General features: G+C 61.5%; 31 protein-coding genes and 1 pseudogene. 26 read left to right on the top strand and 6 right to left on the bottom strand.

Annotated features, from left to right (window positions below):
* Positions 1–77 precede the first annotated feature (77 nt).
* The 4 genes from fabF to ACR3E4_RS00710 all read left to right on the top strand — a co-directional run bounded on the left by fabF (position 78) and on the right by ACR3E4_RS00710 (position 3830).
* Positions 78–1343 (top strand): beta-ketoacyl-ACP synthase II, encoded by a 1266-nt coding sequence (gene fabF, locus ACR3E4_RS00725; RefSeq protein WP_480531745.1) that lies wholly within the window; start codon positions 78–80, stop codon positions 1341–1343.
* Entirely contained in the window at positions 1344–2501 is a 1158-nt protein-coding gene (gene mltG / locus ACR3E4_RS00720) for an endolytic transglycosylase MltG (RefSeq protein WP_480531747.1), read from the top strand.
* 126 nt (positions 2502–2627) lie between these two features.
* Entirely contained in the window at positions 2628–2972 is a 345-nt protein-coding gene (locus tag ACR3E4_RS00715; RefSeq protein WP_480531749.1) for a copper resistance CopC family protein, read from the top strand.
* Between the two features lie 3 nt (positions 2973–2975).
* A complete protein-coding gene (locus tag ACR3E4_RS00710) occupies positions 2976–3830 on the top strand; it encodes a copper resistance D family protein (protein ID WP_480531751.1) in 855 nt (284 codons plus the stop codon).
* A 33-nt stretch (positions 3831–3863) separates the two neighbouring features.
* On the opposite strand, the gene ACR3E4_RS00705 is transcribed toward ACR3E4_RS00710, so the two are convergent.
* Together ACR3E4_RS00705 and ACR3E4_RS00700 are read right to left on the bottom strand one after the other, a co-directional pair.
* Positions 3864–5123 carry a DEAD/DEAH box helicase gene (locus ACR3E4_RS00705; RefSeq protein WP_480531753.1) on the bottom strand — a complete coding sequence of 420 codons (1260 nt, stop codon included), beginning with the start codon at positions 5121–5123 and terminating at the stop codon, positions 3864–3866.
* A gap of 247 nt (positions 5124–5370) precedes the next feature.
* The gene (locus ACR3E4_RS00700) at positions 5371–5958 is read right to left on the bottom strand and encodes a winged helix-turn-helix transcriptional regulator (protein WP_480531755.1); all 588 of its coding nucleotides are present in this window, start codon (positions 5956–5958) and stop codon (positions 5371–5373) included.
* Between the two features lie 40 nt (positions 5959–5998).
* Here ACR3E4_RS00700 and ACR3E4_RS00695 point away from each other — a divergent pair, with 40 nt between their 5' ends.
* Positions 5999–6373, top strand: coding sequence for a VOC family protein (locus ACR3E4_RS00695; RefSeq protein ID WP_480531757.1), 375 nt, complete (start codon positions 5999–6001; stop codon positions 6371–6373).
* Positions 6374–6805: 432 nt separating this feature from the next.
* On the top strand, positions 6806–8176 hold the full coding sequence (locus ACR3E4_RS00690; RefSeq protein WP_480532348.1) for a DNA-packaging protein: 1371 nt from the start codon (positions 6806–6808) through the stop codon (positions 8174–8176).
* A 73-nt stretch (positions 8177–8249) separates the two neighbouring features.
* Here the strand turns inward: ACR3E4_RS00690 and ACR3E4_RS00685 are convergent, their stop codons facing one another.
* Complete coding sequence (locus ACR3E4_RS00685; protein ID WP_480531759.1) at positions 8250–8504, bottom strand: hypothetical protein; 255 nt, start codon at positions 8502–8504, stop codon at positions 8250–8252.
* Positions 8505–8873: 369 nt separating this feature from the next.
* Here ACR3E4_RS00685 and ACR3E4_RS00680 point away from each other — a divergent pair, with 369 nt between their 5' ends.
* Positions 8874–9677 carry a class I SAM-dependent methyltransferase gene (locus ACR3E4_RS00680; protein ID WP_480531761.1) on the top strand — a complete coding sequence of 268 codons (804 nt, stop codon included), beginning with the start codon at positions 8874–8876 and terminating at the stop codon, positions 9675–9677.
* Positions 9678–9834: 157 nt separating this feature from the next.
* On the opposite strand, the gene ACR3E4_RS00675 is transcribed toward ACR3E4_RS00680, so the two are convergent.
* Positions 9835–11169 (bottom strand): adenylate/guanylate cyclase domain-containing protein, encoded by a 1335-nt coding sequence (locus tag ACR3E4_RS00675; protein WP_480531763.1) that lies wholly within the window; start codon positions 11167–11169, stop codon positions 9835–9837.
* 113 nt (positions 11170–11282) lie between these two features.
* On the opposite strand from ACR3E4_RS00675, the pseudogene ACR3E4_RS00670 reads away from it, so the two are divergent.
* The 18 genes and pseudogenes from ACR3E4_RS00670 to ACR3E4_RS00585 all read left to right on the top strand — a co-directional run.
* Positions 11283–11423, top strand: a pseudogene (locus ACR3E4_RS00670) (ATP-binding protein); the annotation flags it as partial.
* A gap of 103 nt (positions 11424–11526) precedes the next feature.
* Entirely contained in the window at positions 11527–12153 is a 627-nt protein-coding gene (locus tag ACR3E4_RS00665) for a hypothetical protein (protein WP_480531765.1), read from the top strand.
* A gap of 335 nt (positions 12154–12488) precedes the next feature.
* Positions 12489–13649: a phage portal protein gene (locus tag ACR3E4_RS00660; protein ID WP_480531767.1), complete on the top strand. Its 1161-nt coding sequence runs from the start codon at positions 12489–12491 to the stop codon at positions 13647–13649.
* On the top strand, positions 13642–13860 hold the full coding sequence (locus ACR3E4_RS00655; protein WP_480531769.1) for a GTA head formation protein, RCAP_rcc01685 family: 219 nt from the start codon (positions 13642–13644) through the stop codon (positions 13858–13860). The genes ACR3E4_RS00660 and ACR3E4_RS00655 overlap by 8 nt, the downstream gene beginning before the upstream one ends.
* Before the next feature lie 26 nt (positions 13861–13886).
* On the top strand, positions 13887–14432 hold the full coding sequence (locus ACR3E4_RS00650) for an HK97 family phage prohead protease (protein ID WP_480531771.1): 546 nt from the start codon (positions 13887–13889) through the stop codon (positions 14430–14432).
* A 35-nt stretch (positions 14433–14467) separates the two neighbouring features.
* Positions 14468–15646 carry a phage major capsid protein gene (locus tag ACR3E4_RS00645; RefSeq protein WP_480531773.1) on the top strand — a complete coding sequence of 393 codons (1179 nt, stop codon included), beginning with the start codon at positions 14468–14470 and terminating at the stop codon, positions 15644–15646.
* Between the two features lie 171 nt (positions 15647–15817).
* Positions 15818–16417, top strand: a complete 600-nt coding sequence (locus ACR3E4_RS00640) for a head-tail connector protein (protein WP_480531775.1) — start codon at positions 15818–15820, stop codon at positions 16415–16417.
* Entirely contained in the window at positions 16414–16752 is a 339-nt protein-coding gene (locus tag ACR3E4_RS00635; RefSeq protein WP_480531777.1) for a phage head closure protein, read from the top strand. The genes ACR3E4_RS00640 and ACR3E4_RS00635 overlap by 4 nt, the downstream gene beginning before the upstream one ends.
* Positions 16749–17162: a DUF3168 domain-containing protein gene (locus ACR3E4_RS00630; protein ID WP_480531779.1), complete on the top strand. Its 414-nt coding sequence runs from the start codon at positions 16749–16751 to the stop codon at positions 17160–17162. Before ACR3E4_RS00635 ends, ACR3E4_RS00630 begins: the two co-directional genes overlap by 4 nt.
* A 20-nt stretch (positions 17163–17182) precedes the next feature.
* A complete protein-coding gene (locus ACR3E4_RS00625) occupies positions 17183–17596 on the top strand; it encodes a phage major tail protein, TP901-1 family (RefSeq protein ID WP_170779913.1) in 414 nt (137 codons plus the stop codon).
* The gene (locus ACR3E4_RS00620; protein WP_480531781.1) at positions 17596–17910 is read left to right on the top strand and encodes a gene transfer agent family protein; all 315 of its coding nucleotides are present in this window, start codon (positions 17596–17598) and stop codon (positions 17908–17910) included. Before ACR3E4_RS00625 ends, ACR3E4_RS00620 begins: the two co-directional genes overlap by 1 nt.
* Positions 17907–18116, top strand: coding sequence for a rcc01693 family protein (locus ACR3E4_RS00615; protein WP_480531783.1), 210 nt, complete (start codon positions 17907–17909; stop codon positions 18114–18116). Before ACR3E4_RS00620 ends, ACR3E4_RS00615 begins: the two co-directional genes overlap by 4 nt.
* A complete protein-coding gene (locus ACR3E4_RS00610) occupies positions 18103–18765 on the top strand; it encodes a phage tail tape measure protein (RefSeq protein ID WP_480531785.1) in 663 nt (220 codons plus the stop codon). The genes ACR3E4_RS00615 and ACR3E4_RS00610 overlap by 14 nt, the downstream gene beginning before the upstream one ends.
* 12 nt (positions 18766–18777) lie before the next feature.
* Positions 18778–19410: a phage distal tail protein, Rcc01695 family gene (locus tag ACR3E4_RS00605; RefSeq protein ID WP_480531787.1), complete on the top strand. Its 633-nt coding sequence runs from the start codon at positions 18778–18780 to the stop codon at positions 19408–19410.
* Positions 19410–20294: a DUF2163 domain-containing protein gene (locus ACR3E4_RS00600; protein WP_480531789.1), complete on the top strand. Its 885-nt coding sequence runs from the start codon at positions 19410–19412 to the stop codon at positions 20292–20294. Before ACR3E4_RS00605 ends, ACR3E4_RS00600 begins: the two co-directional genes overlap by 1 nt.
* Positions 20294–20734: an NlpC/P60 family protein gene (locus ACR3E4_RS00595; RefSeq protein ID WP_480531791.1), complete on the top strand. Its 441-nt coding sequence runs from the start codon at positions 20294–20296 to the stop codon at positions 20732–20734. Before ACR3E4_RS00600 ends, ACR3E4_RS00595 begins: the two co-directional genes overlap by 1 nt.
* Positions 20734–24702 carry a baseplate multidomain protein megatron gene (locus ACR3E4_RS00590; RefSeq protein WP_480531793.1) on the top strand — a complete coding sequence of 1323 codons (3969 nt, stop codon included), beginning with the start codon at positions 20734–20736 and terminating at the stop codon, positions 24700–24702. Before ACR3E4_RS00595 ends, ACR3E4_RS00590 begins: the two co-directional genes overlap by 1 nt.
* Before the next feature lie 7 nt (positions 24703–24709).
* Positions 24710–25006, top strand: coding sequence for a DUF7742 family protein (locus tag ACR3E4_RS00585; protein ID WP_480531795.1), 297 nt, complete (start codon positions 24710–24712; stop codon positions 25004–25006).
* Here ACR3E4_RS00585 and ACR3E4_RS00580 read toward each other — a convergent pair.
* The gene (locus tag ACR3E4_RS00580) at positions 24987–25325 is read right to left on the bottom strand and encodes a TraR/DksA family transcriptional regulator (RefSeq protein ID WP_480531797.1); all 339 of its coding nucleotides are present in this window, start codon (positions 25323–25325) and stop codon (positions 24987–24989) included. The genes ACR3E4_RS00585 and ACR3E4_RS00580 overlap by 20 nt on opposite strands.
* 84 nt (positions 25326–25409) lie before the next feature.
* Here ACR3E4_RS00580 and cysE point away from each other — a divergent pair, with 84 nt between their 5' ends.
* Positions 25410–26219 carry a serine O-acetyltransferase gene (cysE, locus tag ACR3E4_RS00575; RefSeq protein ID WP_480531799.1) on the top strand — a complete coding sequence of 270 codons (810 nt, stop codon included), beginning with the start codon at positions 25410–25412 and terminating at the stop codon, positions 26217–26219.
* Between the two features lie 3 nt (positions 26220–26222).
* On the opposite strand, the gene ACR3E4_RS00570 is transcribed toward cysE, so the two are convergent.
* Positions 26223–26465: a hypothetical protein gene (locus ACR3E4_RS00570; RefSeq protein ID WP_480531801.1), complete on the bottom strand. Its 243-nt coding sequence runs from the start codon at positions 26463–26465 to the stop codon at positions 26223–26225.
* Positions 26466–26479 lie beyond the last annotated feature (14 nt).

Genomic DNA, 26479 nt, shown 5'->3' with positions numbered 1-26479 from the left:
CGCCGTTGCTCTTGCCCCCGCACCCCGGGCCGGGGTATGAGCGGTTCTCATAACAGGAAGCAGGCAAGAGGCACTTCATGCGCAGAGTCGTTGTAACCGGTCTGGGATTGGTCACTCCTTTGGCCAGCGGGGTCGAGGAAACATGGTCGCGTCTGCTGGACGGTGAGTCCGGCGCAGGCCCCATCACGCTGTTTGATGCCGAAGCAAGCGGGGTCACCACGACCTATGCCTGCGAAGTGCCGCGCGGGGACGGAACCAATGGGACCTTCAACCCCGACGATTGGATGCCGCCTAAAGAGCAGCGCAAGATCGAGGACTTCATCCTCTATTCCATCGCTGCGGCCGAGATGGCCTGCAAGGACGCAAACTGGCTGCCTGAAGATGAAGAAGACCGCCTGCGCACGGGCGTTCTGATCGGTTCCGGGATCGGCGGGCTCGGCTCGATCGCCAATACGGCGAACCTGATCCGCGACAAGGGTCCGCGCCGTGTGTCGCCGTTCTTTATTCCGGGCGCTCTGATCAACCTGGCCTCGGGGCAGGTTTCGATCCGTCACGGGTTCAAGGGGCCAAACCATTCGGTCGTGACCGCCTGTTCGACGGGTGCCCATGCCATCGGCGATGCCAGTCGCATCATTCGTGCGGGCGACGCCGACGTCATGATCGCAGGCGGCGGTGAGGGCTGCATCTGCGAGATCGGTATCGCCGGGTTCAACGCCTGCAAGGCGCTGTCGACCAAATATGCCGATGATCCAAAAAAGGCGAGCCGCCCATATGATATCGACCGGGACGGGTTCGTCATGGGCGAGGGCTCGGGCATCGTTGTGCTTGAGGATTACGAACACGCCAAAGCGCGTGGCGCCAAGATCTATGCCGAGGTGTTGGGCTATGGCATGTCCGGCGACGCCTATCACATCACCGCGCCGTCCGAGGATGGCGACGGGGCGGAGCGCTCGATGAAAGCCGCGCTGCGCAGCGCCGGGCTGGAGCCGAAGGATCTGGACTACATCAACGCACATGGCACCTCGACCATGGCCGATACGATCGAACTGGGTGCGGTGGAACGCCTGCTGGGCGATCATGCAAGCAAGGCAACCATGACTTCGACCAAGTCGGCCACCGGTCACCTGTTGGGGGCTGCCGGCGCGATTGAAGCGATCTTTTCGATCCTGGCGATCCGCGATCAGGTCGCACCGCCGACCATCAATCTGGACAACCCGGCGATTGAAACACCCATTGATCTGGCGCCGAACGCCAAGCGTGAGCGTGAGATCAATGTGGCCTTGTCGAACTCGTTCGGTTTTGGCGGCACCAATGCAAGTGTGATCTTCGGAAAGGTCAGTTAAATGTGGCGGGCTTTGGCGTCGAACGCGCTGACCGTTCTGGTGGTCGGTATGTTTCTGCTGGGCGGTGTCGTCTTGTGGGGGCAGTCAAAATACACGTCCGAAGGCCCGCTTGAAACTGCGATCTGCCTGCAGGTCAAACCGGGCTCGAACATGACCCGTGTCAGTCGCGATCTGGAAGACCAGGGCGCGATCAGAAGCGGTTTGATTTTTCGCTTAGCTGCTGATTATGCTGACAAATCTCAGCAACTGAAAGCAGGCAGTTTTCTGGTGCGTGAAGGATCGTCGATGGAGCAGATCGTCGACGAGATCACCCGCAGCGGTGCCAGCACCTGCGGCACCGAGATCGAATACCGCATCGGCGTGACCCGTTTGCAAACCCGTGTACGTGAGCTGAACCCTGCGACCCTGAACTTTGATGAGGTTGCATCATTTGTGGTGGGTGAAGAGGAAGCGCCTGAAATTTATGGTGAAAAACGGGGCGAGTCTGATACACGCTATCGTATTTCGCTGGCCGAAGGTGTCACCAGTTGGCAGGTTGTCGAGTCGCTGAAGGCGATGGATTTGCTGACCGGTGAAGTGGCTGAGCTGCCTGCCGAAGGTATGCTTGCCCCCGACAGCTATGAGGTTGCGCCCGGTGAGGATCGGAACGTTATCCTGTCAGACATGCAGGAAAAACAACAGCTTAGGATCAATGCTGCGTGGGAGAATCGTCAGGACGGATTGCCTTTGAACAGTCCTGAGGAGATGTTGATTCTGGCTTCGATCATCGAAAAGGAAACCGGCCAGCCGGAAGAGCGCGGGCAGGTGGCGAGCGTTTTCGTTAACCGGTTGAATCAGGGCATGCGACTGCAGACAGACCCCACCGTGATTTATGGTGTCACCAAGGGGCAAGGGACGCTTGGCCGGGGTCTGCGTAGAAGTGAGTTGCGCGGTGTAACGCCTTGGAATACTTATGTGATCGAAGGTTTGCCGCCGACCCCGATTGCCAATCCGGGTCTGGCCAGCCTTGAGGCCGCAGTCACGCCTGACAACACCGATTTCATATTCTTTGTTGCGGATGGAACCGGGGGCCATGCTTTCGCTGAGACGCTGGATGAGCACAATCGCAACGTCGCCAAGTGGCGCGAGATCGAGGCGGAGCGGAATTCGGGGAACTGATCGGCACGGCGTAAAGTGTCCGTGTTGTACCTCGACCATGATGCGGGTCTTCCGAGTTGTACAAACCGGAATTCCGCATCATTTCGCCGTTTTCGGTGAGCGGCCAACGGTTTGGAAAGAACTGCCATGATAAGAATTGCCCTGACAGTTGTCACTTTGCTCGCGATGGCGACGGTCGCGGTGGCGCATTCGCCGGTGCAGCGAACCGCTCCGCCGGACGGGGCTGTAATCGATCAGGTGCCGTCTGAAATTTTATTTGTCTTCGGACGCAATATTCGTCTGACCCGGGTGGACTGGCAGTTGAACGGGGATCAGACGGGTACGGTTGATCTGGGTACGGCTGATGACTTCACGACGGAGATTGTGCTGCCCTTCGACGCGGCAGGGCCGGGTGTGTATCAGATCGAATGGCGGGGCTTATCAGATGACGGCCATCCGCAAACAGGCAGCTTTGGCTTTTCGGTCGAATGACGGGTGGATGACCCGATTGGCATAGCCTCGATCCTCGTCAAATGGGGGCTTTATTTCGGGGTGCTGGTCGCGGCCGGATCGGTGTTCTGTGCCGCTCTGTTTCGGGTGGAAATCCGGCGAGGCCGGATTGCCGGGTTCGCGGTGTGTGGCGGATTTTGTGCGGTTCTGTCCTTTGCGTTGAAGGGCAGCGCGTTGACCGGAGATTTGTCGGGGGTGACGGATCCCGAAATGCTTGGCCTGCTCTGGCAAACGCAGAGCGGTGTGGCCCTTCGGTGGCAGATGATCGGGCTGGCGTTGATGCTAGCAGGTCTTGTCCCGACGCGTCTGGGTATGATCTTGCAGATCGTGGGCGGGGTACTTGCCCTGTACGGGTTGGCGGCGGTTGGCCATGTGCAGGACCGGGACGCGCCTATCCTGCTTTACAGCCTTGTGCTGCATCTGCTTTGCGCGGCGACTTGGATCGGGATATTGGTGCCATTGCATCGTTTGGCCTCGGCCCCGGATCAGTTGGAGGCTGCCGCGTGGCTTGGTGAAAGATTTGGACAGGTCGCGATGGTGTTCGTGCCGCTGCTGCTGATTGCCGGGGGCTATATGGGTTATGGCCTGACCGGATCGGTCGCGGCGCTGTTGACCTCGGGCTATGGGCAGGTGTTGCTGATCAAGGTGGCGCTGGTTGCCGCGCTGCTGCTTCTGGCGGCGCTGAACAAGCTGCGCTTTGTGCCCGGTTTGCGCGCCGGGGACGCTTTGGCAGCGCGGGGTCTGACCCGCACGATCAAGGCCGAAGCGGGGGTGATGGCGGTCATCCTGCTGGCGACCGCATTCCTGACAACCAGCGTGACACCGCCAAGCCTGCATTGATCAGAGGGGCGCAGACCCCTCTGACCCTTTCGATCACGCCGCTTTGGGGCGTCGTGGGCGGCGGCGTTTTTGGCCTGCGGGTTTCGGCCCGTTGTTGCTCTGCGGTTTTGGGCCTCGGTGGCGGTTGCCCTGACGACGCGCCGGTTTTGTCGGGGTGATCGCCTCGGGCATCTCACCGCTGGCCACCGGAATTTCGATCTTCATCAGCTTTTGGATCTGACGCAGCAGATCAACTTCTTCGGCAGAGCAGAATGCGATGGCCTCGCCCTCGCGCCCGGCGCGGGCGGTGCGGCCGATGCGGTGGACATAGTTGTCGGGCACTTCGGGCAGGTCGTAGTTGATCACATAAGCCACGCCGGGGATGTCGATGCCGCGCGCGGCGACATCTGTGGCGACGAGGATGTTGATCTCACCCGCGCGGAAGGCCTTGATGGCGCGGTCGCGCTGGCCCTGGCTTTTGTTGCCGTGGATGGAGGCCGCGTTGTAGCCATCGGCGACGAGGCCTTTCATCAGCTTTTCAGCCCCGTGTTTGGTACGGGAAAAGACCAGTGTCAGGGAATCGGTGTCCTGAGACAGAATCTGGCGCAGCTTGGCGGGTTTTGTAGGCTTCTCAACGAAGTGAATCGACTGGGTGATCTTGTCAGCCGCTTTGCCCGGGGGCGAGACCTGTACCCGCTGCGGGTTGGTCAGATAAGCGCGGCTGAGTTCCTCCATCTGCTTCGGCATGGTGGCCGAGAACAGCATGGTCTGGCGCGGCGTACCCAGTTCCGGCGCGATGCGGCGCAGGGCGTGGATGAAGCCCATGTCGAGCATCTGGTCGGCCTCATCCAGCACCAGATGGCGGACCGAGCTGAGGTCGACGGCGCGGCGCTCCATCAGGTCGATCAGGCGACCGGGGGTCGCGACAAGGATATCGGTGCCGCGCGACAGGAACATGATCTGCTTGTTGATCGACTGGCCACCGACCACGGTGGCAACGCGCAGCTTGGTCTTGTTGGTGAGGGTGCGCAGGCTGTCGGCGATCTGGTTGACCAGTTCGCGGGTCGGCGCAAGGATCAGTGCCTTGGCGGTTTTGGGATCGGGCTTGCCGGGTTGGGCCAGCAGGTGATCGATCAGCGGCAGGCCGAAGGCCAGAGTCTTGCCGGTGCCGGTTTGCGCCAGGCCAAGGATATCGTGGCCATTCAAGGCCAGCGGGATCGCTTGGTTCTGGATTGGTGTGGGTTGGGTGAAATTGGCGCGTTGCAGCGCGTCGTTCAGGGCGGGCGCGAGGCCCAGCATGTCGAAGTCGAACAAATAACTATCCTTTGTCGCCCGAGTGGTTGGACCACGGGCAAGTCGCAATGGGCCGCATCCGCGACCGGCAGGGGTTGTGCGAGACCTCGGGACAGGCAGGCGGTTCCTGCGGTGTCCGGTCGTCGCGTCAAGAACCCTGCGTGATGGGGAACTATGGGTGGATCGGGCGCTGTGGGGGCTTTGGATGGCCCGGGTGCTCACGCGGCAGCGCTGTTTGAGGGGCACATGCGGGTTGGGCGGGGGAATGTCAAGCTTTAGGCTGGAGTTTGTTACGTTCTGAATGAGGGTGTTGCTGCGCCAACTGGCCCAGTCCAACCGCCTGATGGATCGCAAATCCGGTGTTGACCGCGCGATAAGTCGGGAAGGGCATCCGCCCCGAGGTTTCGATATCGCGTCTTATCCAGTCGTGATCTTCGAGCTGATGCAGCGAGGAAGACAAGGCGCGGTCGGTGATGGGGGGCAGGTCCGATTTGATGGCCGAAAAGCGATGCGGGGTGCCGGTCAGGGCCAGGATCGGAACGGTCCATGATTTACGGAGAAGCTTGCGGGTGCTGTCTTCGGGGGTGATCTTGAGGATTTCGTGGGCGGTCAGGGCGGCTTGAGCCCCGGCCTGGGTCAGGCGGAATTCGGGGCGCAGGGGATGGCCATGGCCGGGGTTCCGTTCGATCAGGTTGAGTTGGACAAGGTGTTCGAGACTGGCCGCGAAGGCTGTTCGGCTGGCGCTGGAGGCGGTGAGCAGAGGGGCCTGACGTCCGGGCACGCCTGTGTGCATCAGCGCCAGAATGTTCAGCGACCACGCGCGCGAGGTGAGCTTGACAAGTAGTTTAATGTCCATAAAGTATAGTTACTATACTTACAGACATAAGGGAAGCTCGATGCCGCTTGTTTCATTGAAGAACACCATCACGTTTGCGATTTCAGTTAGGGATCGCCACGCCAGCGCGGATTGGTATCGCGACATGCTTGGCTTCGAGCTGGTCCACCACATCGACGAAGCGGGGTGGAGCGAAATGCGTACCAATGTCGACGGTGTGACCTTGGGGCTGGGGGAACAGGCAGAGCCGTCGCCGGGCAATTGCGTGCCGGTCTATGAGGTTGCCGATATTGCTGTGGCGCGCGGCGCGTTGGAGGCGGCCGGGGTGGCGTTTGACGGCCCGACAGAGACGATCGAAGGCATGGTCAGCACGGCCACATTCTATGATCCGGACCAGAACGCCATGATGCTGGCGCAGGATCTGACGGGCGGCTGATCTTAACGCTGCGTACGGTGCGTGTTGCGTCGATGTTGCGTAACGCATTGACTTTGCGAACTTAATTCCGTACTACTTATCTCATGCTAGAAGAGGTGGGCAACGGTCCCGGGGTGACCCGGTGGCCGTTTTTCGTTTCTCTCGTGCGGAAAAACTCACGCATGAGGTCACAGGCAAACATGACTTTGATTACCCCGGAAGAGCGGATTTCCCAAACGGCCGACTTGTTGCAGTCGCTTGAGAGATCCATTCGCGATCTGCGCCAGGCAGCGGAAGAACTGCGAAAACAGATCGGCGCCGGGGAGGATGCAGACCTTGCCGGAACAGGCAAGCAACTGGGTCAGCTAGAGGGGCTGATCCGAAGTTGCCAGAAAGTGGAGACAAGCTTTGTCGAACAACATCACAGACAAGCCGGAATTGCCCAAGGGGGCTATGCGCTCGACCTTGATCGGGCACGATCTGAGATCGGGTGCAGGCTGGCTCGCCTCCGCGCCTGCTGCGGTGCAGGACAGATTTCTGAGTGAGATCGGGGAGGGGGGGCTGTGTGCCCTCCCTTTCCTGTTCGAGTTCTGGGCGCTGCCGCATCAGTTGCCGCCCGAGGGGGACTGGCGGTCATGGGTGATCATGGGCGGGCGCGGGGCCGGTAAGACGCGGGCCGGGGCCGAATGGGTGCGGTCTATGGTTGAGGGGTCTTTGCCGTTGGACAAGGGCGAGGCCAGTCGCGTCGCCTTGGTCGGTGAGACTTTTGATCAGGTGCGCGACGTGATGATTTTCGGCGATAGCGGTATTTTGCAATGTTCGCCGCCGGATCGGAGGCCTACGTGGAAGGCATCAGAGCACAAGCTGGTCTGGCCCAACGGGGCCGAGGCGCAGGCGTTTTCGGCGCATGATCCCGAGGGGTTGCGCGGCCCTCAGTTCGATGCGGCCTGGGTGGATGAGCTGGCCAAGTGGAAGAAGGCCGGGGAGACTTGGGATATGCTGCAATTTGCGTTGCGGCTGGGGGAACGGCCTCGGGTCTGCGTGACCACGACGCCGCGCAATGTGAAGGTTTTGAAGGAATTGCTGGCATCGCCCTCGACCGTGCAGACCCATGCGCCGACCGAGGCGAACCGGGCCAATCTGGCAGACTCGTTTCTGGACGAGGTGCGCGCGCGTTATGCGGGTACGCGGCTGGGGCGGCAGGAATTGGACGGGGTGCTGCTGTCGGATGCGGAAGGGGCGCTGTGGACGGGCTCGATGCTGGAGGCGGCGCGCTGTGCGCGGGTGCCCGAGTTGGATCGGGTGGTGGTGGCGCTGGACCCGGCGGTGACGGCGGGCTCGGATGCGGATGCCTGCGGGATCGTCGTCGTGGGCGCTCAGCTACAGGGGCCGCCCGAGGAGTGGCGCGCCTTTGTGTTGGCCGACCGGACGGTGCAGGGCGTCGGCCCCGCGGGCTGGGCGCAGGCGGCGATTCACGCGATGGAAGAATTCGGGGCCGAGCGGCTGGTGGCCGAAGTCAATCAGGGCGGGCAACTGGTGGAAGAGGTGGTGCGGCAGGTGGACCCTCTGGTCCCGTTCCGCGCGGTGCGGGCGTCACGTGGCAAGGTCGCGCGAGCCGAACCCGTGGCGGCCCTGTACGAGCAGGGGCGGGTGAGCCATATGGCCGAGTTGGACGCGCTGGAGGAGCAGATGTGCCAGATGACCGCGCGCGGGTTCGATGGGCAGGGCTCGCCCGATCGCGTAGACGCGCTGGTCTGGGCGCTGCATGAGCTGGTTGTTGGGCCTGCGGGAGCGTATCGGCGGCCGAGGGTAAGGACGTTGTGAGCACTTTGAGGGGTGCTCTACAAACAATCATATTTCGCCTAAAGGGCTGATCTTTCGCTGGGCGCATTCAGGTTCAGGACGTTGGGTAGTCTTGATTCCAATTGTCCTCGTATTCACCGAGCAACCGCGACAACGTCAGCAGCGAAGAAAACAGCCTTGCATGGACATCCGGCGACATCATTGTTTTGTAGTCATCAAGCAGCTGCACAAGAACGACTACGTTGGAGGCAAACACCTCGTAGACGTGTTTGTCGGCAGCAGTAGGTTCCTTGGTCCAGTTATTGTTCGTATCGGAGTGTCCGGACGGCACAGGTTCGTTTTCATTCATCGGGTGGCCTCTTTAATCTGAAGCACACGTGGGGGCATGTGAAACGCAAACAATTGCCGTGGCACGAAATCACAAGAACTTGGCGGCGATTGCAAAGGAATTGGGTTAAATGTCCAGCGAGCTGCTAAACCTTGCAATCGGCCAAGCTGGGGTCAGGAGCAGGGCTCGCGCGACCGGGTCAACGAACTGGTCTGGGCGTTGCATGAGTTGGTGGTAGGGCCTGCGGGGGCGTATCGGCGATCTAGGGTGCGGAATTTGTAAAGCCATTCATGCTAGGAATAGCGAGAAGGTCGCACATCTCGTTTCGAATCGAGAGAGGGTGTAGGGTCTTTTGTGTCGGGGTTCTTATGACTGAGCCGGAGAGACACTATGGAACCTACTGTTTCACAAGAAGAACTGGACGCTGGGCGTGGCTATGAGGAGCTGTTTGTGCCCGCGTTGTTTGCGCCGTGGCCCCCACATTTGGTGAAATCCGCCGGAGTCCGAACTGGCCAGCAGGTTTTGGACATTGCATGCGGCAGCGGTGTTCTGGCGCGGCACTTGCTGTCAGTGGTGGGCGATGGAGGCCGCGTAACCGGGCTTGATCCAGCGCCCGGAATGATCGCGGCCGCGCGCGAAGTTGAGCCACGCATTGACTGGGTTTTGGCGGGTGCAGAGGATACCGGGTTGGAGAGCGGGACCTTCGATGCCGTGCTTTCCCAGTTCGGGATGATGTTCTTTCGGGACCGAGATGCGGCAGCGCGGGAAATGAATCGCGTCATCAGACCGGGCGGCGCGCTGGCCGTAGCGGTCTGGAACGATCTGGATCACAATCCGGCCTATCACGCCATTATCAGGCTCTTGGAGTCCGAGATCAGCACCGCGGCGGGGGATGCTCTGAGATTGCCTTATTCGCTTGGGAACCCTGCTGAGGTTGTTTCAGTCTATGAAAAGGCTGGATTCCTGGACATCGAGGTGGTGAGCGACACTGAACCGGCGCGCTTTCCAAGTGCACGGACGATGGTTGAGGCTGACTTGCGCGGCTGGCTTCCGCTTTTTGACATTCATCTGAGCGAAGAGAAAATTGCGAGTGTCTTAGCCTGTGCTGATGACGCGCTGGCTGCGTTCCGTACTGCTGACGGTGAGGTCGTATTTCAGGCGTCAGCTTATATTGTGAGCGGCAGGAAGCCCTGATTGGTTGGTGACGCGCTCGCGTTGCGCACACTATGGTACGTCCAATTCCCAATGCTAGAACTGCATCCAGTTAATCGCCTTTCCACCAGCCGAGCAGAGCGGCGGAAAGACGGAGCTTTGGCTTAAACAGTTGGTACGTTGATTTGGTTTCGATAGGTCAGGCCGGGCTGACCGCGTGCAGGCGCCAGGTATTCGGGACGCCTTTCAACTCGTGCTCGCCACAGTCCTGAAACTGGAACGGTGCGCCCAGCATCAGTTGCCGGGTGAGGTCGGAGGCCAGAACCTGACCGTCTTTGGCCTGGCCCATCACCCGCGCGGCCACGACCACGCCGAGGCCACTGATGTCGTCGCCGCGAATTTCAATCTCACCCGTATGCGCGCCGAAGCGCGCGTTCAGATCGATGGCTGACAAGGCGTCGCGTACGGAACCGGCGCAGGCCAGCGCGCTGGTCGGAGAGCTGAACGTCGCCAGCACGCCATCACCGGTGAATTTCACCAGATGACCGCCGTGACGGGAGATCTGGCTTGTGCAGATATCGTCATGGCGGTTCATCAGATCGCGCCAGCGGTCATCCCCGATCCGGGCCTGTTGCGAGGTGGACTCGACCAGGTCCGAGAACAGAACGGTGGCAAGCGTGCGCGTGGGCTGCAGCGTCACCGGGGTCGCGCCGGTGATGAACTGGACGATTGCGGCGGCATAGCTTTCCACGTCGCCTTCCCATGGCACATGCTCATGTCCGGGTACAGTTTTGTATTCGGTCGAGGGCATCAGGCGCAGAAAATCCCGGGCGCATTCGGCCCCGTTTGGCTCTTCGGTTTCGCGATGAATGACCAATGTGGATTGAGAAATGGAAGGCAGCAATTCCCGGATATCGATCCAGGCCGCGAGTTCGAACAGGTTGGCGACGGTGATCGGGGTTGCGCTCATCCTTTGGAAATGCGCCCAGGCGTCTTGTGCCTCGGCATCGTCCAGGCTTGGGCCGAAATCCGAGAAAGGGTGACGTTTATAAGGCTTCCCCCAATTCTCGCGGAACTGAGTCAATGCGGTTTCAAGGCTTTCAGGGGTCAGATAACCGCGGGTCAGGCGACCTTGCGCGTACCCGCCGCAGAGCGCCAGACGTTCAACCCGTTCGGGCCGCATCGCCGCGTAGACACAGGCCAGAGAAGCCCCTTCGGAGAAAGCGATAATCGTGGCCGAGGTCATGTCGGCAGCATCCATCACCGCATCGATATCCATCACGCGTTCTTCGAGAGTAGGGGTGCCTTGAATGCGGTCGGACATGCCGTTGCCGCGTTTGTCGAAAGTGGCCAGCCTGCCCACCGAGCTGAGCGCTGCCATCCACTGCAGATAGCCCGGGTTTTCCATTGACGCTTCGAGATGTGAGATCATGCCGGGCACCAGCACCAGATTACGCGGCCCATCGCCCCAGACCTGATAGGCGATGGAGAGCCCGTCGCTTTCGGTAAAAAGGGTCTCCACGCTGGCAGTCATGCACCCCCCGGTCGTTTTGCGGCCATTCCGCCGCCTGAGATTTCAGGCGGAGCTGGCGCAGGACCATATTGATGTCCGAATGGCCTGTCGGTCAACGGTCGGGTTGGTTGAGGGAGGTGCGGATGTGCCAGATGACCGCGCGCGGGTTCGAGGGGCAGGGCTCCCGATCGGGTCGACGCGCTGGTCTGGGCGTTGCATGAGTTGGTTGTGGGGCCTGCGGGGTGTATCGGCGGCCTAGGGTGCGGAGTTTGTAAACTTAGCGATGGCGAAGGAATGACGGCAACAGAGCTTCAAACAAGTTTGCTATAGACTGTTAACGACTGGTTTCGAGAGAATTGACTGTGTAATGGCTTCGCTATGCAAAAGGTCACGGTAACCAGCTCTAACAGATTTGATTTAAATGACATTCTTGACCCCAACGAAAAGTTGCTCTGGTCAGGGGAGCCCGGTTATGGGCGCAAGTTCTTTCAGGCAGTAGGTGATGAGCGGAAGGTTCATATATTCCTGTTGATCGCTTCGCTGGTCATGTGGGCAACGCTTCCATTCATCGATGCCAATGCCGATTTTGGCCGCTTTGAAGCTTATTGGATATACGGCGCAATGACGTTCGTTTTCATTGCCTTTTCGTATAGCATCGCAAGTCAACGTCACTACGTCCTGTTTAACTTGGCATATTTTGTTACGAACAGGCGCGTAATAATTTGCCGGCGCGGTCGAAACTGGCGGTTTGGTGTCCGACTCTACATCGTTTCGTGTGAGCATTCAGCGACCTTTCCGTATTCTATAGTTGAAAGCCGCCCCTATCCGTCGCTGGAAGTTGGCATTCTTCTTTCTGAACAGCAGGTGCAACCATTCGGGCTTGGACTCTCTCATCCCGGACATCCGATGCTCTTTGGCAGGACATACTATCCAATACTGTTAGACTATGTTCCGGATGCTGAGCACTTAGTTGCGACTATTCGATCGTGTTGTCTTGACAGGTAGGGCCATGAATTTCATCGGAAAGGTGCTGAGAATACCATCTCGAGATGAGCTCTCTCTTCTGAAAAAAGGTCTGTTTGTTCGATTGATCTTTGTCGCAATTCTGTTGATTGCGTCTATGTCCGAACAAAGATCAGTCCTTTACTACGTAATTGCATTGCCCTGGATATATATCATTCTCATGTTCGGCATGATCGAAGGCAGATTTGAGAACCGAAACAATTCGCACGATTGAACTGTTGCCCAACCCCCGCACGCCACATTTCCAAGGCTTAAACCTCTTCCCGTCATAACTCCTTTCAACAAGCCGGGCAGAGCGGCGGCAGAAAGGAGCACAGATGGTATTCGATTTCTTGCGTCGTGGATCGGCTGGGGAAGCGCCCGAGGCGAAGGCGAGCGCGGCGGGGCCTGTGGTGGCGTGGCAGACCGGCGGGCGCGTGGCGTGGAGCCCTCGGGATGCGGTGTCGCTGACGCGGACGGGGTTTTCGGGGAACCCGGTGGGGTTTCGCTCGGTCAAGCTGATTGCCGAGGCGGCGGCGGCGTTGCCTTTGGTGTTGCAGGATCAAGCGCAGCGGTTTGATGTGCATCCGATCCTGAGCTTGATGCGTCGTCCGAATGCGGCGCAGGGGCGGGCGGAGTTGATGGAGGCCTTGTTCGGGCAGTTGTTGCTGTCGGGCAATGCATATGTCGAGGCGGTTCGGGCCGAGGAAGGCCTGCCGGTTGAACTGCATGTCTTGCGCTCGGATCGGATGAGCGTGGTGCCGGGCACGGATGGCTGGCCCAAGGCGTATGATTACGCGGTCGGCGGTAAAAAGCACCGGTTTGCGGCGGAAAATATCTGTCATATCAAATCGTTCCACCCGCAGGATGATCACTATGGGTTCTCGCCGATGCAGGCGGCGGCGATGGCGATTGATGTGCATAACAGCGCGTCTCGGTGGTCGAAATCGCTGCTGGACAATGCGGCGCGGCCTTCGGGGGCGCTGGTGTGGAAAGGTGATGGCCATGGGGTGATGGCCGAGGATCAGTTCCGGCGTTTGTCCGATGAGATCGAGCAGAACTATCGCGGGGCGCGAAATGCAGGCCGACCGATGGTTCTGGAAGGGGGGCTGGATTGGAAGCCGATGGGGTTCTCTCCTTCCGATATGGAGTTTCAAAAGACCAAGGAAGCCGCCGCCCGCGAGATCGCGCTGGCCTTTGGGGTCCCGCCGATGCTGCTGGGAATTCAGGGCGACGCGACCTATTCGAACTATCAGGAGGCCAACCGGGCGTTTTATCGCCTGACCGTGCTGCCCCTGGTGACGCGGGTGGCGGCGGCGGTGTCGGAGTGGCTTGCGGGGTTCTCAGGTGAGGATCTGGTGCTGAAACCCGATCTGGATCAGGTGCCCGCGTTGTCGGCGGAACGCGATGCGCAATGGGCGCGGGTCAACGGGGCCGATTTCCTGACAGATGCCGAGAAGCGCGCTTTGCTGGGGCTGCCGGAGCGGGCGGATGTCTGACGGGTATCCTCCGTTCGACTGCGCGCCGGGCCTGCGTCTGGCCGCGCATGAGCGGGTGGCCGAGATCCAGCATGCTCATCTTTGTCGGCGGCTGGATCAGATCGAGGAGATGATGGAGCGGCTTGAACGGCGGTTGTGGCTGACGGTCTACGGTGTGGCGGCGGTCATTCTGGCGCAGGCGTTTCAGTCGTTTCTAGTGGTAACGCCATGAGTTCAGCGAGTTACATGGAGAAGTTGATGGATTTGGAACATAAATTCGCGCGCTTTGGCGACGGTTTGTCGGTGACCGAGGATGCGGTGATCGAAGGCTATGCCAGCCTGTTCGGGCAGGTCGATCAGGGCAGCGATGTGGTGCAGCGCGGGGCGTATCGCGGCTCGCTTGAGGGGCTCAAGGCCGCGGGTCAGCGCGTCAAGATGCTGTGGCAGCACGACCCGGCGCAGCCCATCGGCGTCTGGGATGAGGTGCGCGAGGACGACCGGGGCCTGTGGGTCAAGGGACGTCTGCTGGAAAGCACGCAGAAGGGCCGTGAGGCGGCGGAACTGATCCGGGCGGGGGCGATGGATGGCCTGTCGATTGGCTATCGCACCAAACGGGCCATGAAGAATGACAAGGGCCAGCGGGTCCTGACCGAACTGGAGCTGTGGGAGGTGTCGCTGGTGACATTCCCGATGCTGCCCAGTGCGCGGGTGGCGGCAAAGGGGACGGACCCCGAGGCCGAGAACACCTGGCGCAGAATTGCCGAGGTGTTCAATGACGCCCGGCAGGAGCTGGCGCGGAGCTAACGCGCCTCAAACCCACCCAAAAACAGGACATGCTGATGAGCAAGACCGAGACCCCGGCCTTGACCGGAGAGGGTGCGCCCCTGGTTCAGGAGGTGAAGCAGGCGATGGCTGGCTTCGTGAATGAATTCAAGGGCCTCAAGGCCGAAGTTAAAACCCAACTGCAACAGACAGAAGAGCGACTGACCATGCTGGATCGTAAATCAACCATCGCGGCACGCCCGCATCTTGCGGCCTCGATCGAGGACGGCGCGCCGCATCAGAAGGCATTCGACGCCTATGTGCGTTCGGGCGAGGATGACGGGCTGCGCGGGCTTGAGATCGAGGCGAAATCGCTGTCGACCGCAGTGAACAGCGATGGCGGCTATCTGGTCGATCCGCAGACTGCCGAGACGATCAAATCGGTGCTGAATTCGACCGCCTCGATCCGTTCGATTGCGTCGGTGGTGAATGTCGAGGCGAATTCGTTCGATGTGTTGATCGACCATACGGATGTGGGTGCGGGCTGGGCGGATGAAGCTTCGGCCACGGCTGAGACGGCGACGCCGTTGATTGACCGAATTTCGATTGCGCTGCATGAGCTGAGCGCGCTGCCCAAGGCCTCGCAGCGGTTGCTGGATGACAGTGCCTTTGACGTCGAGGGCTGGCTGGCGGGTCGCATCGCGGACAAGTTCGCCCGTGCCGAGGCGGCGGCGTTTATCGGGGGTGACGGCGCGGACAAGCCCAAGGGTATTCTGGATCATCCGGCTGTCGACAATGACGTCTGGGCCTGGGGCAATCTGGGCTATGTGCCGACTGGTGTCGACGGCGGTGTTGATGCGGACGCGATTGTAGATGTGGTCTATGCGCTGGGCGCGCAGTACCGGGTCAACGGAACCTTCGTGATAAATTCGAAAACCGCCGGCCTGATCCGCAAGCTGAAGGACAGCGATGGCCGATTCCTGTGGTCGGACGGTCTGGCCGCCGGTGAGCCAGCGCGTCTGATGGGCTATCCGGTGCTGATTGCCGAGGATATGCCGGATGCGGCAACCGACAGTTTCTCGATTGCCTTTGGTGACTTTCAGGCGGGTTACACCATTGCCGAGCGTCCCGATCTGCGCGTGCTGCGCGATCCGTTCAGCGCCAAGCCGCATGTCCTTTTCTACGCGACCAAGCGCGTGGGCGGCGACGTCAGCGATTTTGCTGCGATCAAGCTGGTGAAATTCGGCACCGCCTAAAGCGGGCTGAATCCGGGGGGCTTTGCGCCCCTCGGGCGGCGGGCGCGGGCCGGGGTGAGATCCCCTGCGTTGTCTAGCTGCTCCCCTCCGTCCGAGCAACGTGGGGCGGCGCGTGCCCGTCATTTTCTTGAGTGAGGCCCCCGGAGGGGTCCGAGATTGCGGAGTGAATGGATGATGTTGATCGAAGAAACCGCCATCGCGGATGCGGCGCTGCCGGTGGATCAGTTCAAGGCGCATCTGCGGCTGGGCACGGGGTTTGCCGAAGATGCCGTGCAGGACGAGGTGCTGAACGGCTTTTTGCGCGCGGCCATTGCGGCGATCGAGGCGCGGACCGGCAAGGTGCTGATCGAGCGGGAATTTTCGTGGAGCCTGAACGGCTGGCGCGACCCGGCGGGTGAGGTGCTGCCGGTGGCCCCGGTCGGTGCGATTGACGCGGTGATGGTGGCGGATGCGGCAGGGGCCGAGACGGTGATGGATGCGGCGGCTTATCGGCTGGAACGTGATGCGCAGCGCCCTCGGTTGCGTCCGGCGAGCTCATGTTTGCCCAAGGTGCAGACAGGTGGTTCGGTGAAGATTGTCTTCACGGCTGGAATGGCATCGGATTGGGGCGGCTTGCCCGCTGATCTGTGGCAGGCAGTGCTGCTGTTGGCGGCGCATTACTATGAATATCGCGATGAGACGGCGCTGGGCGCGGGGTGTATGCCGTTCGGCGTGACCAGCCTGATCCAGCGCTATCGCACGGTGCGCTTCGGTGCAGGGGTAACGCAATGAGCGCGCCGCGATTGAACCGCAGGCTGGTGCTGGAGGCTCCGGTACGTAGCGCCGATGGCGCAGGGGGCTATACCGAGACATGGGCCGCGCTGGGCACGCTTTGGGCCGAGGTGACGGCGCGCAGTGGGGCGGAACGGGCTGTGGGCGGCGCCTCGGTGTCGCGGGTTGGCTATCGCATCGTGGTGCGGGGTGCGCCCGAGGGATCAACCATGCGCCCCGCGCCGGATCAGCGGTTTCGCGAAGGCGCGCGGCGCTTCGTGATCCGCGCAGTGGCTGAACGCGATGGGCGTGGCCAGTACCTGACCTGTTTTGCAGATGAAGAGGTGGCGCCATGAGCTATGGCGTTTCAGCCGCTTTGCAGGCGGCGGTGTTTCAGCAGCTTTCGGGGGATGCGCAGGTCGGCTCGCTTTCCGGCGGCGCAATCTATGACGCGGTGCCCTCGGGGGTGTTGCCTCAGACTTACGTGACCTTGGGGCCGGAGGAGGTGCGTGAGGCATCGGACCGGTCAGGCGCAGGTGCGGTACATCGCTTCACGGTCTCGGTGGTGTCGGAGGCGGCGGGTTTCGGCGCGGCCAAGACGCTGGCCGGCGCGGTGTGTGATGCGCTGGAAGGTGCGGCGCTGACATTGGACCGGGGCCATCTGGTGGGGCTGTGGTTTGAACGCGCCTCTGCCCGCCGCACGGGAACCGGCGGCGCGATCCGCCAGATCGACCTGAAATTCCGCGCCCGCGTGGAAGACGACTAAGCAATCAACGGAGAGAGCATATGGCTGCCCAGAACGGAAAAGACCTGTTGGTCAAAGTGGATATGAACGGCACGGGCCTGTTCGAAACCATCGCGGGCCTGCGCGCCACGCGGATCAGTTTCAACGCGGAAAGTGTGGATGTCACCAGCCTGGAAAGTCAGGGCGGGTGGCGCGAGCTGTTGTCGGGGGCGGGGGTCAAGTCGGCCTCGATCTCAGGGTCCGGCGTGTTCAAGGACGCGGGCACGGACGAGCGTGCGCGTCAGCTGTTCTTTGATGGCGAGACGCCCGGGTTTCAGGTGATCATCCCCGATTTCGGCATTGTCGAAGGGCCGTTTCAGGTCAGCAGCATCGAATATGCGGGCTCGCATAACGGTGAGGCGACCTATGAGATGAGCATGGCAAGCGCCGGTGCGCTGAGCTTTACGGCGCTCTGATGGTCAATCCGTGGACGGGCGAGGTGGCGCTGACCATCGATGGGGAGCAGCGGGTGCTCAAGCTGACATTGGGTGCTTTGGCAGAACTGGAGCAGGAGCTGCAGGCCGGGTCTCTGGTCGAACTGGTGCAGCGGTTTGAAGGCGGCGGGTATTCCAGCGGCGATGTGCTGGCCTTGCTTGTTGCGGGGCTGCGCGGCGGCGGGTCTCAGGTGACCCGCGCTGACCTGCTGCATGCCGAGATCGCGGGCGGACCGATGGCCGGGGCCAAGGCGGCGGCAGAACTGCTGGCGCGCGCCTTCATGGTGCCGGGGTGAGCGGGTTCGACTGGCCTGCGCTGATGCGGGCCGGGTTTCTGGGCCTGCGCCTGACGCCCGAGCAGTTCTGGCGTCTGACCCCGGCCGAGCTGCGGCTGATGCTGGGGCAGGGTGCGGGGATGCCGGCGATGAACCGGGCCGGGTTGGATGCGCTTTTGGCCGCCTACCCGGACAAGACACAAGGAGAGTGCGATGGCGGATCATGAAGGGTTTGATGACCTGCAGGAGCGAGGAGAAGCGCTGGGCGATGCGCTGGGCGACGCCGCCACCATGGCATCGGCGTTCGATGGCCAGATGAAGCGGATCAGCGCCGCGTTTGAAGAAACCAGCAAGGATGTGGCGACGCTGGAGCGTGGCATGTCCGGCGGCTTGCGCAAGGCGTTTGATGGCGTGGTGCTGGACGGGATGAACCTGTCCAGTGCGCTGGATGTACTGAAGAACTCGATGATCCAGACCGCCTATTCGGCGGCGATCAAGCCGGTGACGGATCATTTCGGCGGCATGCTGGCCAATGGGGTTGGCAGCCTTGTGCAGGGCATTCTTCCGTTCGCCGATGGTGGCAGTTTTTCTCAGGGCCGCGTGATGCCTTTTGCCAATGGCGGCATCGTCAGCAGCCCGACCATGTTCCCGATGCGCGGCGGCACCGGGTTGATGGGCGAGGCGGGCCCCGAGGCGATCATGCCGCTGGCGCGCGGCGCGGACGGCAAGCTGGGCGTGCGGACGCAGGGCGGCGGGCGCGCGGTGAATGTGGTGATGAATATCACCACGCCGGACGTGCAGGGATTCCGACGCTCTCAGGGGCAGATCGCGGCGCAGATGAGCCGCGCGCTGGGTCGCGGCAATCGCAACAGATAACGGGAGCAGGTGATGAATTTCCACGAGGTGAGATTTCCGGCCAGCCTGAGTTTCGGCTCAGTCGGGGGACCGGAACGGCGCACGGATATCGTGACGCTGGCCAACGGGTTTGAAGAACGCAACACCCCTTGGGCGCATTCGCGCAGACGCTATGACGCTGGGCTGGGGCTGCGGTCTTTGGACGATATCGAGACACTGATTTCGTTCTTCGAGGCGCGGCAGGGTCAGATGTTCGGCTTTCGCTGGAAGGACTGGTCGGATTTCAAATCCGCTGCGGCGACAGCTGAGGTGGACAAGGGCGATCAGGTGATTGCGCGCGGCGATGGTGAGACGGTCTCGTTTCAACTGGTCAAGACCTACAGCTCGGGCGGGTTCAGCTATGTCCGACCGATCCTGAAGCCGGTGCTGGGCACCGTTACGCTGGGGCTGGATCAGGACACGCTGCGCGAGGGCGTCGATTTTGAGGTCGATCTTGCTTCGGGGAGGGTGACCTTCGCCACGCCGCCGCTGGAGCAGGTCGAGATTACCGCAGGGTTCGAATTCGATGTGCCGGTGCGGTTCGACACGGACAAGATCCAGACCAGCGTCGCCAGCTTTCAGGCGGGGGATGCGCCGAACGTGCCGGTGGTTGAGGTGCGGGTCTGATGAGCGGGGACAAACAGGCGCTGCAGGCGCATCTGCAAAGCGGTTTGACCACGACCTGCCGTTGTTGGGCGATAACGCGCCGCGACGGGCAGATTTTCGGTTTTACCGATCATGATTTGGAGCTGAGTTTTGACGGGCTGACCTTCAAGGCCAGCACCGGCCTGACTGCTGCGGCGATCGAGCAGGCGACGGGCCTGTCCATCGACAACACCGAGGCGATGGGCGCGCTGTCTGATGCCTCGGTTCGGGAAGAGGATATCGAGGCGGGGCGGTTTGACGGGGCCGAGGTGCGGGCCTGGCTGGTCAATTGGGCCGCGACCGAGCAGCGGATGCTGCAATTTCGCGGCTCGATCGGGGAATTGCGCCGCGCAGGCGGAGCGTTTCATGCGGAATTGCGCGGGCTGACCGATCTGCTGAACCGTCCTTTGGGCCGGATCTATCAAAAGCCCTGCACCGCCGTTCTGGGGGATCGCGCCTGCCGGTTCGCTCTGGATACGCCGGGATATCGTGCAGAGGCCGAGATTGTCGGTCTGGAAGGTACAGTCTTGCGCTTGCGGGGGGCAGAGAGTGCCGACAAGGCATGGTTCGAACGAGGCAGGCTGGGTGTGCTGACCGGTGCGGCCAGTGGGCTTTGGGCCACGATCAAGCAGGACCAGCGAGAGAGCGGCGGGCGCAGCGTCACGTTGTGGTCTGCGATCGCAGGCGGGTTGGCGGTGGGCGACCGCGTCCAACTGACGGCGGGGTGTGACAAGCGCATGAACACCTGTCGGTTAAAATTTAATAATATCATGAACTTTCAAGGCTTTCCTGATCTTCCACACGAAGACTGGGTGATGGCCATACCCAAGAGAAGCAATCGCAACAAAGGGGGGAGCAGGCGGTGATGCAGGCACATCAGAACATTGTTGATGAGGCGCGGCGCTGGCTGGGGACACCTTATGTGCACCAAGCCTCGGTCCGGGGTGCGGGTGCGGATTGTCTGGGCCTGCTGCGCGGCGTGTGGCGCGCCGTGAAAGGGCATGAGCCCGAGGCGGTGCCGGTCTACAGCATGGACTGGTCCGAGCCGCAGGGCGAAGAGCGGATGTGGGCCGCTGCCCGCCGCCACCTGATCGAGAAACCGCCCGAAGATATGGCTCCGGGCGATGTGCTGCTGTTCCGGATGCGCGATGCGGCGGTGGCCAAGCATCTGGGCATTGTCAGCGCGTGCAGCCCGGCGCGCTTTATCCACGCCTATTCCGGCCATGGCGTTGTCGAAAACACGCTGAGCGAGCCCTGGCGCCGCCGTGTCGTTGCCTGCTTCGCATTCCCGCAGGAGGATCTCTGATGGCTACTATTCTGTTGTCCGCGGCAGGGGCTGCGATTGGTGGCTCGATCGGTGGATCGGTCGCGGGCCTGTCAGCGGCTGTTATCGGCCGTGCGGTGGGGGCCACGCTGGGCCGGGTGATCGACAACCGGCTGATGGGACAATCCGTCATGGGCGGTGGCAGCGAAGTGGTCGAGACCGGTCGTCTGGATCGCTTTCGCCTGACCGAAACCGGCGAGGGTGCGCCAGTTGCAACGGTATTCGGCCGGATGCGCGTGGGCGGTCAGGTGATCTGGGCGTCGGACTTTCTGGAAACGCGCAGCACCTCGACCACGACCCAGACCACCGGCGGTGGCGGCAAAGGGAGCGCGCCGAAACCATCCGAGGTGGAAACGACGACACATAGCTACAGCTATTCCATCTCTCTGGCGATTGCGGTGGGGGCAGGCAAAGTTGCCGATATCACACGTGTCTGGGCGGATGGGGAAGAAGTTGAGCGCAGATCGCTGAATATGCGCATCTATCGCGGCAGCCACTCGCAGCTGCCCGATCCACTGATGGAAGCCATTGAAGGTGCGGGCAAAGTGCCCGCCTATCGCGGTACAGCCTATGTGGTGATCGAGGATCTGCAACTGGGTCCATATGGCAATCGCGTACCGCAATTCTCGTTCGAGGTGGTGCGACAGGAACAGGATGGAATGCCCGACGCCGAGGACGCGCTGTCGCGGATCATCAAGGGCGTGGCGCTGATGCCGGGCACGGGCGAATATGCGTTGGCGTCGTCTCAGGTGAACTATTCCAAGGGGCAGGGGCGCAGCTGGGCGGCGAATGTGAACTCACCATCCGGCCGGTCCGACCTGTGGACATCGACGCGGGCTTTGCAACGTGAACTGCCGGGGTGCGAGTCGGCCTCGTTGATCGTGTCGTGGTTTGGGGATGATCTGCGCTGTGGTGAGTGTCAGATACGCCCGAAGGTCGAACGCAAGAGCGCCGACGGCAAGAACATGCCCTGGAGCGTTTCCGGTGTCTCGCGGGAGCAGGCCGGTACGGTGCGAAAGGTCGATGGGCGACCGGTCTATGGCGGCACGCCAGCGGATGCGTCGGTGGTCCAGGCGATCAAACGTCTGAAAGACACTGAAAAGCGTGTCATGTTCTATCCGTTCATTCTGATGGAACAGCTACAGTCGAACGGCCTGCCCGATCCATGGTCGGATGCTGCGGATCAGCCTCATCTGCCTTGGCGGGGCCGGATCACGTTGGACGTGGCACCCGGACGCGAAGGCTCGCCGGATCAGACTGCCGACGCAGATGCTCAGGTGGCGGCGTTTTTCGGCACCGCCCGCGCGTCGCATTTTTCGACGGGTGGCGGCGAGGTGACCTATAGCGGTCCGCAGGAATGGGGATTGCGCCGGTTCATTTTGCACTATGCCGCCCTGTGCAAGGCGGCAGGCGGGGTGGACTCGTTCTGCATCGGGTCCGAGTTGCGTGGCCTGACACAGATCCGGGGCGCATCGGGCTTTGCGGCTGTTGCGCAGTTGCGCGCACTGGCGGCAGAGGTGCGCGATATTCTGGGAACACGCACCAGGATCGGCTATGCTGCCGACTGGACCGAGTATTTCGGTTATCAGCCGCAGGATGGCAGCGGTGATCGCTATTTCCATCTGGACCCGCTTTGGGCCGATGACAACATCGATTTCGTGGGCATCGACAATTACATGCCCCTTTCTGACTGGCGGGATGGCGAGGCGCATCTGGATGCCGAAGCCGGATCGATCTACGATCTGGATTATCTACGCGGCAATATCGAGGGCGGTGAGGGCTATGACTGGTATTATGCCTCGCCCGAAGAGGCCGAGGCGCAGGTGCGGACGCCGATCACCGATGACGCCCATGGCGAGCCCTGGGTCTGGCGCTATAAGGACCTGCGCAACTGGTGGGCCAACCGGCATCACGAGCGCATCGGGGGCGTAAGGCAGGGTAATCCGACGGGCTGGGTGCCGGGGTCCAAGCCGATCTGGTTTACTGAGCTGGGTTGCGCGGCCATCGACAAGGGCACCAACCAGCCGAACAAGTTTCTGGATCCGAAATCGTCGGAATCGGAGTTGCCAAAGTATTCCAGCGGGATGCGGGACGATTTTATACTGGTCCAATATCTCAGGGCGATGCTGGGATATTGGAGCAATCCGCAGGTCAACCCGGTGTCGGATATCTATGACGGTCCGATGGTTGATATGTCGAACGCCTTTGTCTGGGCCTGGGACGCACGGCCTTACCCGACCTTTCCGAACCTGCGTTCGCAATGGACGGATGGTGAGAACTATGCGCGCGGGCATTGGCTGAACGGGCGGTCCGGGTCGCGGACGCTGGCCTCTGTGGTGACCGAGATCTGCCATGAGGCGGGGGTGACGGAGATCGATGTTTCGGCTCTGTATGGAATGGTGCGCGGCTATGCGGTCGAGGATGTGATGAACGCGCGTCAGGCCTTGCAGCCTTTGATGCTGCGCTATGGGTTCGACGCGATTGAGCGCGATGGTGTGCTGGTGTTCCGCACCCGCGACGGACGCCGCGCGTATGAGTTGGACCCGGATCAGATCGCCATCAGTTCGGATATCGACGGATCGGTTGAATACCGTCGTGAGGCCGAGGCCGAGATGACGGGCCGCGTGCGTCTGCGCTTTGTCCAGTCGGACGCCAATCATGATGTGGTCGCCGAAGAAGCGGTGTTGCCGGATGACAGCACTCATGCGGTTGCGGTGAACGAGATGCCACTGTCGATGACCCGCGCCGAAGGGCGGCAAACGGTCGAGCGGTGGCTGAGCGAGGCGCGTATCTCACGCGAGACGGCGAGATTTGCTTTGCCGCCGTCCCTGTTGCAAGTGGGTGCCGGTGACGTGGTGCGTTTGCCCGGGGCCGGGCAGGGGGCGGGTGCGCTCTATCGTATCGACCGGCTGGAACAGGCCGAGATGCAGCTGGCCGATGCGGTGCGGATCGAGCCGGGCGTATACGCGCGTGCGGATGTGCAGGATGACGAGGTGATGGCAAAGCCTTACACCGCCCCGGTTCCGGTATTGCCGGTTTTCATGGATCTGCCGCTGATCACCGGATCAGAGGTGCCGCATGCACCCTATCTGGCCGCATCGGCTGATCCCTGGCCCGGCAGCGTTGCGGTTTATTCGGCGGCGCAGGACGAAGATTACAGCCTGCAGCAACTCATTGCCGGGCAGGCGGTGATCGGGTTCACCGAGACCCCACTGCGGCGCGCCCGTGCCGGGATCTGGGATGAAGGGCCAGCGCTGCGGGTGAACCTGATCGACGGGTTGCTGGAATCGCGCCCCCGGTCGGCCTTGCTGAGCGGGGTCAATCTGGCGGCGATCGGCGATGGCACGCCGGGCAATTGGGAGCTGTTCCAGTTCTCGGAAGCCAGCTTGCAGGAGACGGGTGTTTATCACCTGTCAGGCCGTTTGCGCGGACAATTGGGCACCGATGCGCTGATGCCCGAGGTCTGGCCCGAGGGGTCAACCTTTGTCCTGCTGGATCAGCGGGTCTATCAACTGGGCCTACTGCGCACTGAACGGCGGGTGGCAAAGCACTATCGCATCGGTCCGGCGACGCGCAGTTACGAGGACCCGGCTTATGTACATCTGGTTGAGGTGTTTGACGGCAACGGGATGCGCCCCTATGCGCCCGTGCATCTGCGTCTGTCATCAACCCCTGCGGCAGACAACTTCACCTGGGTACGTCGCACGCGCATTGACGGCGACAGCTGGGACGGGCTTGAAGTTCCGCTGGGCGAAGAAAGCGAATCCTATCTGATCCGTGTTCTTTCAGGCGGTGCGGTTCTGCGCGAGGCGCTCACAACCACGCCAGGCTGGCAATACACGGACGCCATGAAGGCCGAAGATGGCCTGAGCGGCGTCTATGAGATTGCGGTGGCTCAGGTCTCAGCCAGCTATGGCCCCGGTGCAGTGGCCCGGCTGTTGGTCGGCTGAGGCCGCGGTGCGTCCCGTCCTGCACGGAGATATCAGCGCGGCGGCGCGGGCTTTGTTGGCCGCGCCTCAGGCGGCGCGTCGCCGCCTGTGCATCCGGATGATCGCCGAGGCTGAACTGGCCGATCAGCATGTCAAAGCGACCGGGGAACTGCATCCGGTTTACGGAAATGGCGCGCTGATGACTGTGGCGCGCAGCCGGGAATTGGCGGATGAGCCGGGATTCGACGACCTGCAATATTGTCAGTGTTTTGAGCTGGTTCTGAGCGCCCTGATCCGGTTCCACACTAGCCCGAGGCGCAGCTGACGCATTTGGTGGCGGCCAGATCGAGCTGCAGCCGACCTTGGGCGATCTCGTCACCGCAATCTTCGCAATAGCCATATTCGTCATCTTCTATTCGGTCCAATGCGGCCCTCAGGCGCAGGGTTTCGGTGTCCCTGCGCACCTGCTGCGCCTTGGCCATGGCCTGATTCTGCAGCGCATCCATCCGGCTGAGCCGCCCGACCGCCTGTTGATCAAGTTCAACCACGGCCTGCGCTTGCTGGCCCGAGGCCGATTGCGCCCGCAGTGCGTTCAGGCGCTGATGGATCAACTCTTTGAAATGTTTCAGATCGACGGCATTCATTTTTTGTTGCGAGGCGCATCAAGGGTTTGCGTTTGGCGATTTTGCCACTAGATGGCATTCTAGGCGGAGCAAAGGATCAAAGCCATGTTTGAAACGCGCAGCCAAGTGACACCTGTCGACCCGGTCTGGGATCGCATCACATCCGAGGCCCAGGCGGCCGTCCAGCAAGAGCCGCTGATGGGTGGGCTGGTGCATGCCTGTGTGTTGCATCACCGCAGCCTTGAGCGGGCGTTGTCCTATCGCATCTCGGCCAAGCTGTGTTCGAATGAAATGTCGATGATGGTCCTGCGTGAGATCGTGGACGAGGCCTATGACGACGACAACTCGCTAATCGAAGCTGCGCGCGCCGACCTGATGGCGGTGTACGAACGTGACCCGGCCTGCCACCGTCTGTTGCAGCCCATCCTGTACTTCAAAGGGTATCAGGCCATGCAGGCCTATCGCGTGGCCCATTGGCTGTGGCGCAAGGGGCGGCATGATCTGGCCTATTTCTTCCAGATGCGCTCGTCCGAGATTTTCGGGATCGATATTCATCCGGCGGCGAAGATGGGCAAGGGGATCATGATCGACCATGCCCATTCCATCGTGATCGGAGAGACAGCCATCGTTGGCGACAATGTATCGATGCTGCATTCGGTCACGCTGGGCGGGACCGGCAAGGAAGAGGAACAGCGCCATCCGACAATCGGCGACGGTGTTCTGATCGGCGCCGGGGCCAAGGTGCTGGGCAATATTAAGGTCGGCCATTGCAGCCGGATCGCCGCCGGGTCGGTGGTTCTGCAACCTGTACCAGCCTGCAAGACCGTGGCGGGTATCCCGGCAAAAATCGTGGGCGAGGCTGGCTGTGATCAGCCTTCGATCTCGATGGACCACATGCTGGGGAAAGACCAGTAAGGATCAGTTCGAGCGGTTGTTCCTCCGGTTCTGCCGCTCGCGCCTCCGCTCTTCCCGTTTTTGTTTTCGCAGCTGGATGCGTCGTTCGCGTTCGGCCTGTTGTTGCGCGATCACGGTCGGATCGGTGGATTTGAAATTTGAGTTCTCACCCGGATAGCTGTTGGGCTTTGCGATTGCAGCCGCAGGCAATGCGGTTGCTGTAACGACAACCAGCAGCAGGGTTTTGATCAGATCAGAAAAGCGCATGGTCCACCTTTGGT

It is taken from the genome of Ruegeria sp. AP11, assembly GCF_056535865.1.
Note: the sequence above shows the minus strand (reverse complement) of the source record. Positions and strands in the feature narration are given on the sequence as shown.

Bases quoted from the DNA above. Each gene is read 5' to 3' on its own strand.
- ACR3E4_RS00570 (WP_480531801.1), bottom strand. From the start codon at position 26,465: ATGCGCTTTTCTGATCTGATCAAAACCCTGCTGCTGGTTGTCGTTACA.
- mltG (WP_480531747.1), top strand. From the start codon at position 1,344: ATGTGGCGGGCTTTGGCGTCGAACGCGCTGACCGTTCTGGTGGTCGGT.
- ACR3E4_RS00690 (WP_480532348.1), top strand. From the start codon at position 6,806: ATGCGCTCGACCTTGATCGGGCACGATCTGAGATCGGGTGCAGGCTGG.
- ACR3E4_RS00700 (WP_480531755.1), bottom strand. From the start codon at position 5,958: ATGGACATTAAACTACTTGTCAAGCTCACCTCGCGCGCGTGGTCGCTG.
- ACR3E4_RS00680 (WP_480531761.1), top strand. From the start codon at position 8,874: ATGGAACCTACTGTTTCACAAGAAGAACTGGACGCTGGGCGTGGCTAT.
- ACR3E4_RS00715 (WP_480531749.1), top strand. From the start codon at position 2,628: ATGATAAGAATTGCCCTGACAGTTGTCACTTTGCTCGCGATGGCGACG.
- ACR3E4_RS00650 (WP_480531771.1), top strand. From the start codon at position 13,887: ATGGATTTGGAACATAAATTCGCGCGCTTTGGCGACGGTTTGTCGGTG.
- ACR3E4_RS00675 (WP_480531763.1), bottom strand. From the start codon at position 11,169: ATGACTGCCAGCGTGGAGACCCTTTTTACCGAAAGCGACGGGCTCTCC.
- ACR3E4_RS00660 (WP_480531767.1), top strand. From the start codon at position 12,489: ATGGTATTCGATTTCTTGCGTCGTGGATCGGCTGGGGAAGCGCCCGAG.
- ACR3E4_RS00665 (WP_480531765.1), top strand. From the start codon at position 11,527: ATGCAAAAGGTCACGGTAACCAGCTCTAACAGATTTGATTTAAATGAC.
- cysE (WP_480531799.1), top strand. From the start codon at position 25,410: ATGTTTGAAACGCGCAGCCAAGTGACACCTGTCGACCCGGTCTGGGAT.
- ACR3E4_RS00610 (WP_480531785.1), top strand. From the start codon at position 18,103: ATGGCGGATCATGAAGGGTTTGATGACCTGCAGGAGCGAGGAGAAGCG.
- fabF (WP_480531745.1), top strand. From the start codon at position 78: ATGCGCAGAGTCGTTGTAACCGGTCTGGGATTGGTCACTCCTTTGGCC.
- ACR3E4_RS00655 (WP_480531769.1), top strand. From the start codon at position 13,642: ATGTCTGACGGGTATCCTCCGTTCGACTGCGCGCCGGGCCTGCGTCTG.
- ACR3E4_RS00685 (WP_480531759.1), bottom strand. From the start codon at position 8,504: ATGAATGAAAACGAACCTGTGCCGTCCGGACACTCCGATACGAACAAT.
- ACR3E4_RS00595 (WP_480531791.1), top strand. From the start codon at position 20,294: ATGCAGGCACATCAGAACATTGTTGATGAGGCGCGGCGCTGGCTGGGG.
- ACR3E4_RS00580 (WP_480531797.1), bottom strand. From the start codon at position 25,325: ATGAATGCCGTCGATCTGAAACATTTCAAAGAGTTGATCCATCAGCGC.
- ACR3E4_RS00625 (WP_170779913.1), top strand. From the start codon at position 17,183: ATGGCTGCCCAGAACGGAAAAGACCTGTTGGTCAAAGTGGATATGAAC.
- ACR3E4_RS00635 (WP_480531777.1), top strand. From the start codon at position 16,414: ATGAGCGCGCCGCGATTGAACCGCAGGCTGGTGCTGGAGGCTCCGGTA.
- ACR3E4_RS00590 (WP_480531793.1), top strand. From the start codon at position 20,734: ATGGCTACTATTCTGTTGTCCGCGGCAGGGGCTGCGATTGGTGGCTCG.
- ACR3E4_RS00640 (WP_480531775.1), top strand. From the start codon at position 15,818: ATGATGTTGATCGAAGAAACCGCCATCGCGGATGCGGCGCTGCCGGTG.
- ACR3E4_RS00600 (WP_480531789.1), top strand. From the start codon at position 19,410: ATGAGCGGGGACAAACAGGCGCTGCAGGCGCATCTGCAAAGCGGTTTG.
- ACR3E4_RS00630 (WP_480531779.1), top strand. From the start codon at position 16,749: ATGAGCTATGGCGTTTCAGCCGCTTTGCAGGCGGCGGTGTTTCAGCAG.
- ACR3E4_RS00605 (WP_480531787.1), top strand. From the start codon at position 18,778: ATGAATTTCCACGAGGTGAGATTTCCGGCCAGCCTGAGTTTCGGCTCA.
- ACR3E4_RS00695 (WP_480531757.1), top strand. From the start codon at position 5,999: ATGCCGCTTGTTTCATTGAAGAACACCATCACGTTTGCGATTTCAGTT.
- ACR3E4_RS00645 (WP_480531773.1), top strand. From the start codon at position 14,468: ATGAGCAAGACCGAGACCCCGGCCTTGACCGGAGAGGGTGCGCCCCTG.
- ACR3E4_RS00620 (WP_480531781.1), top strand. From the start codon at position 17,596: ATGGTCAATCCGTGGACGGGCGAGGTGGCGCTGACCATCGATGGGGAG.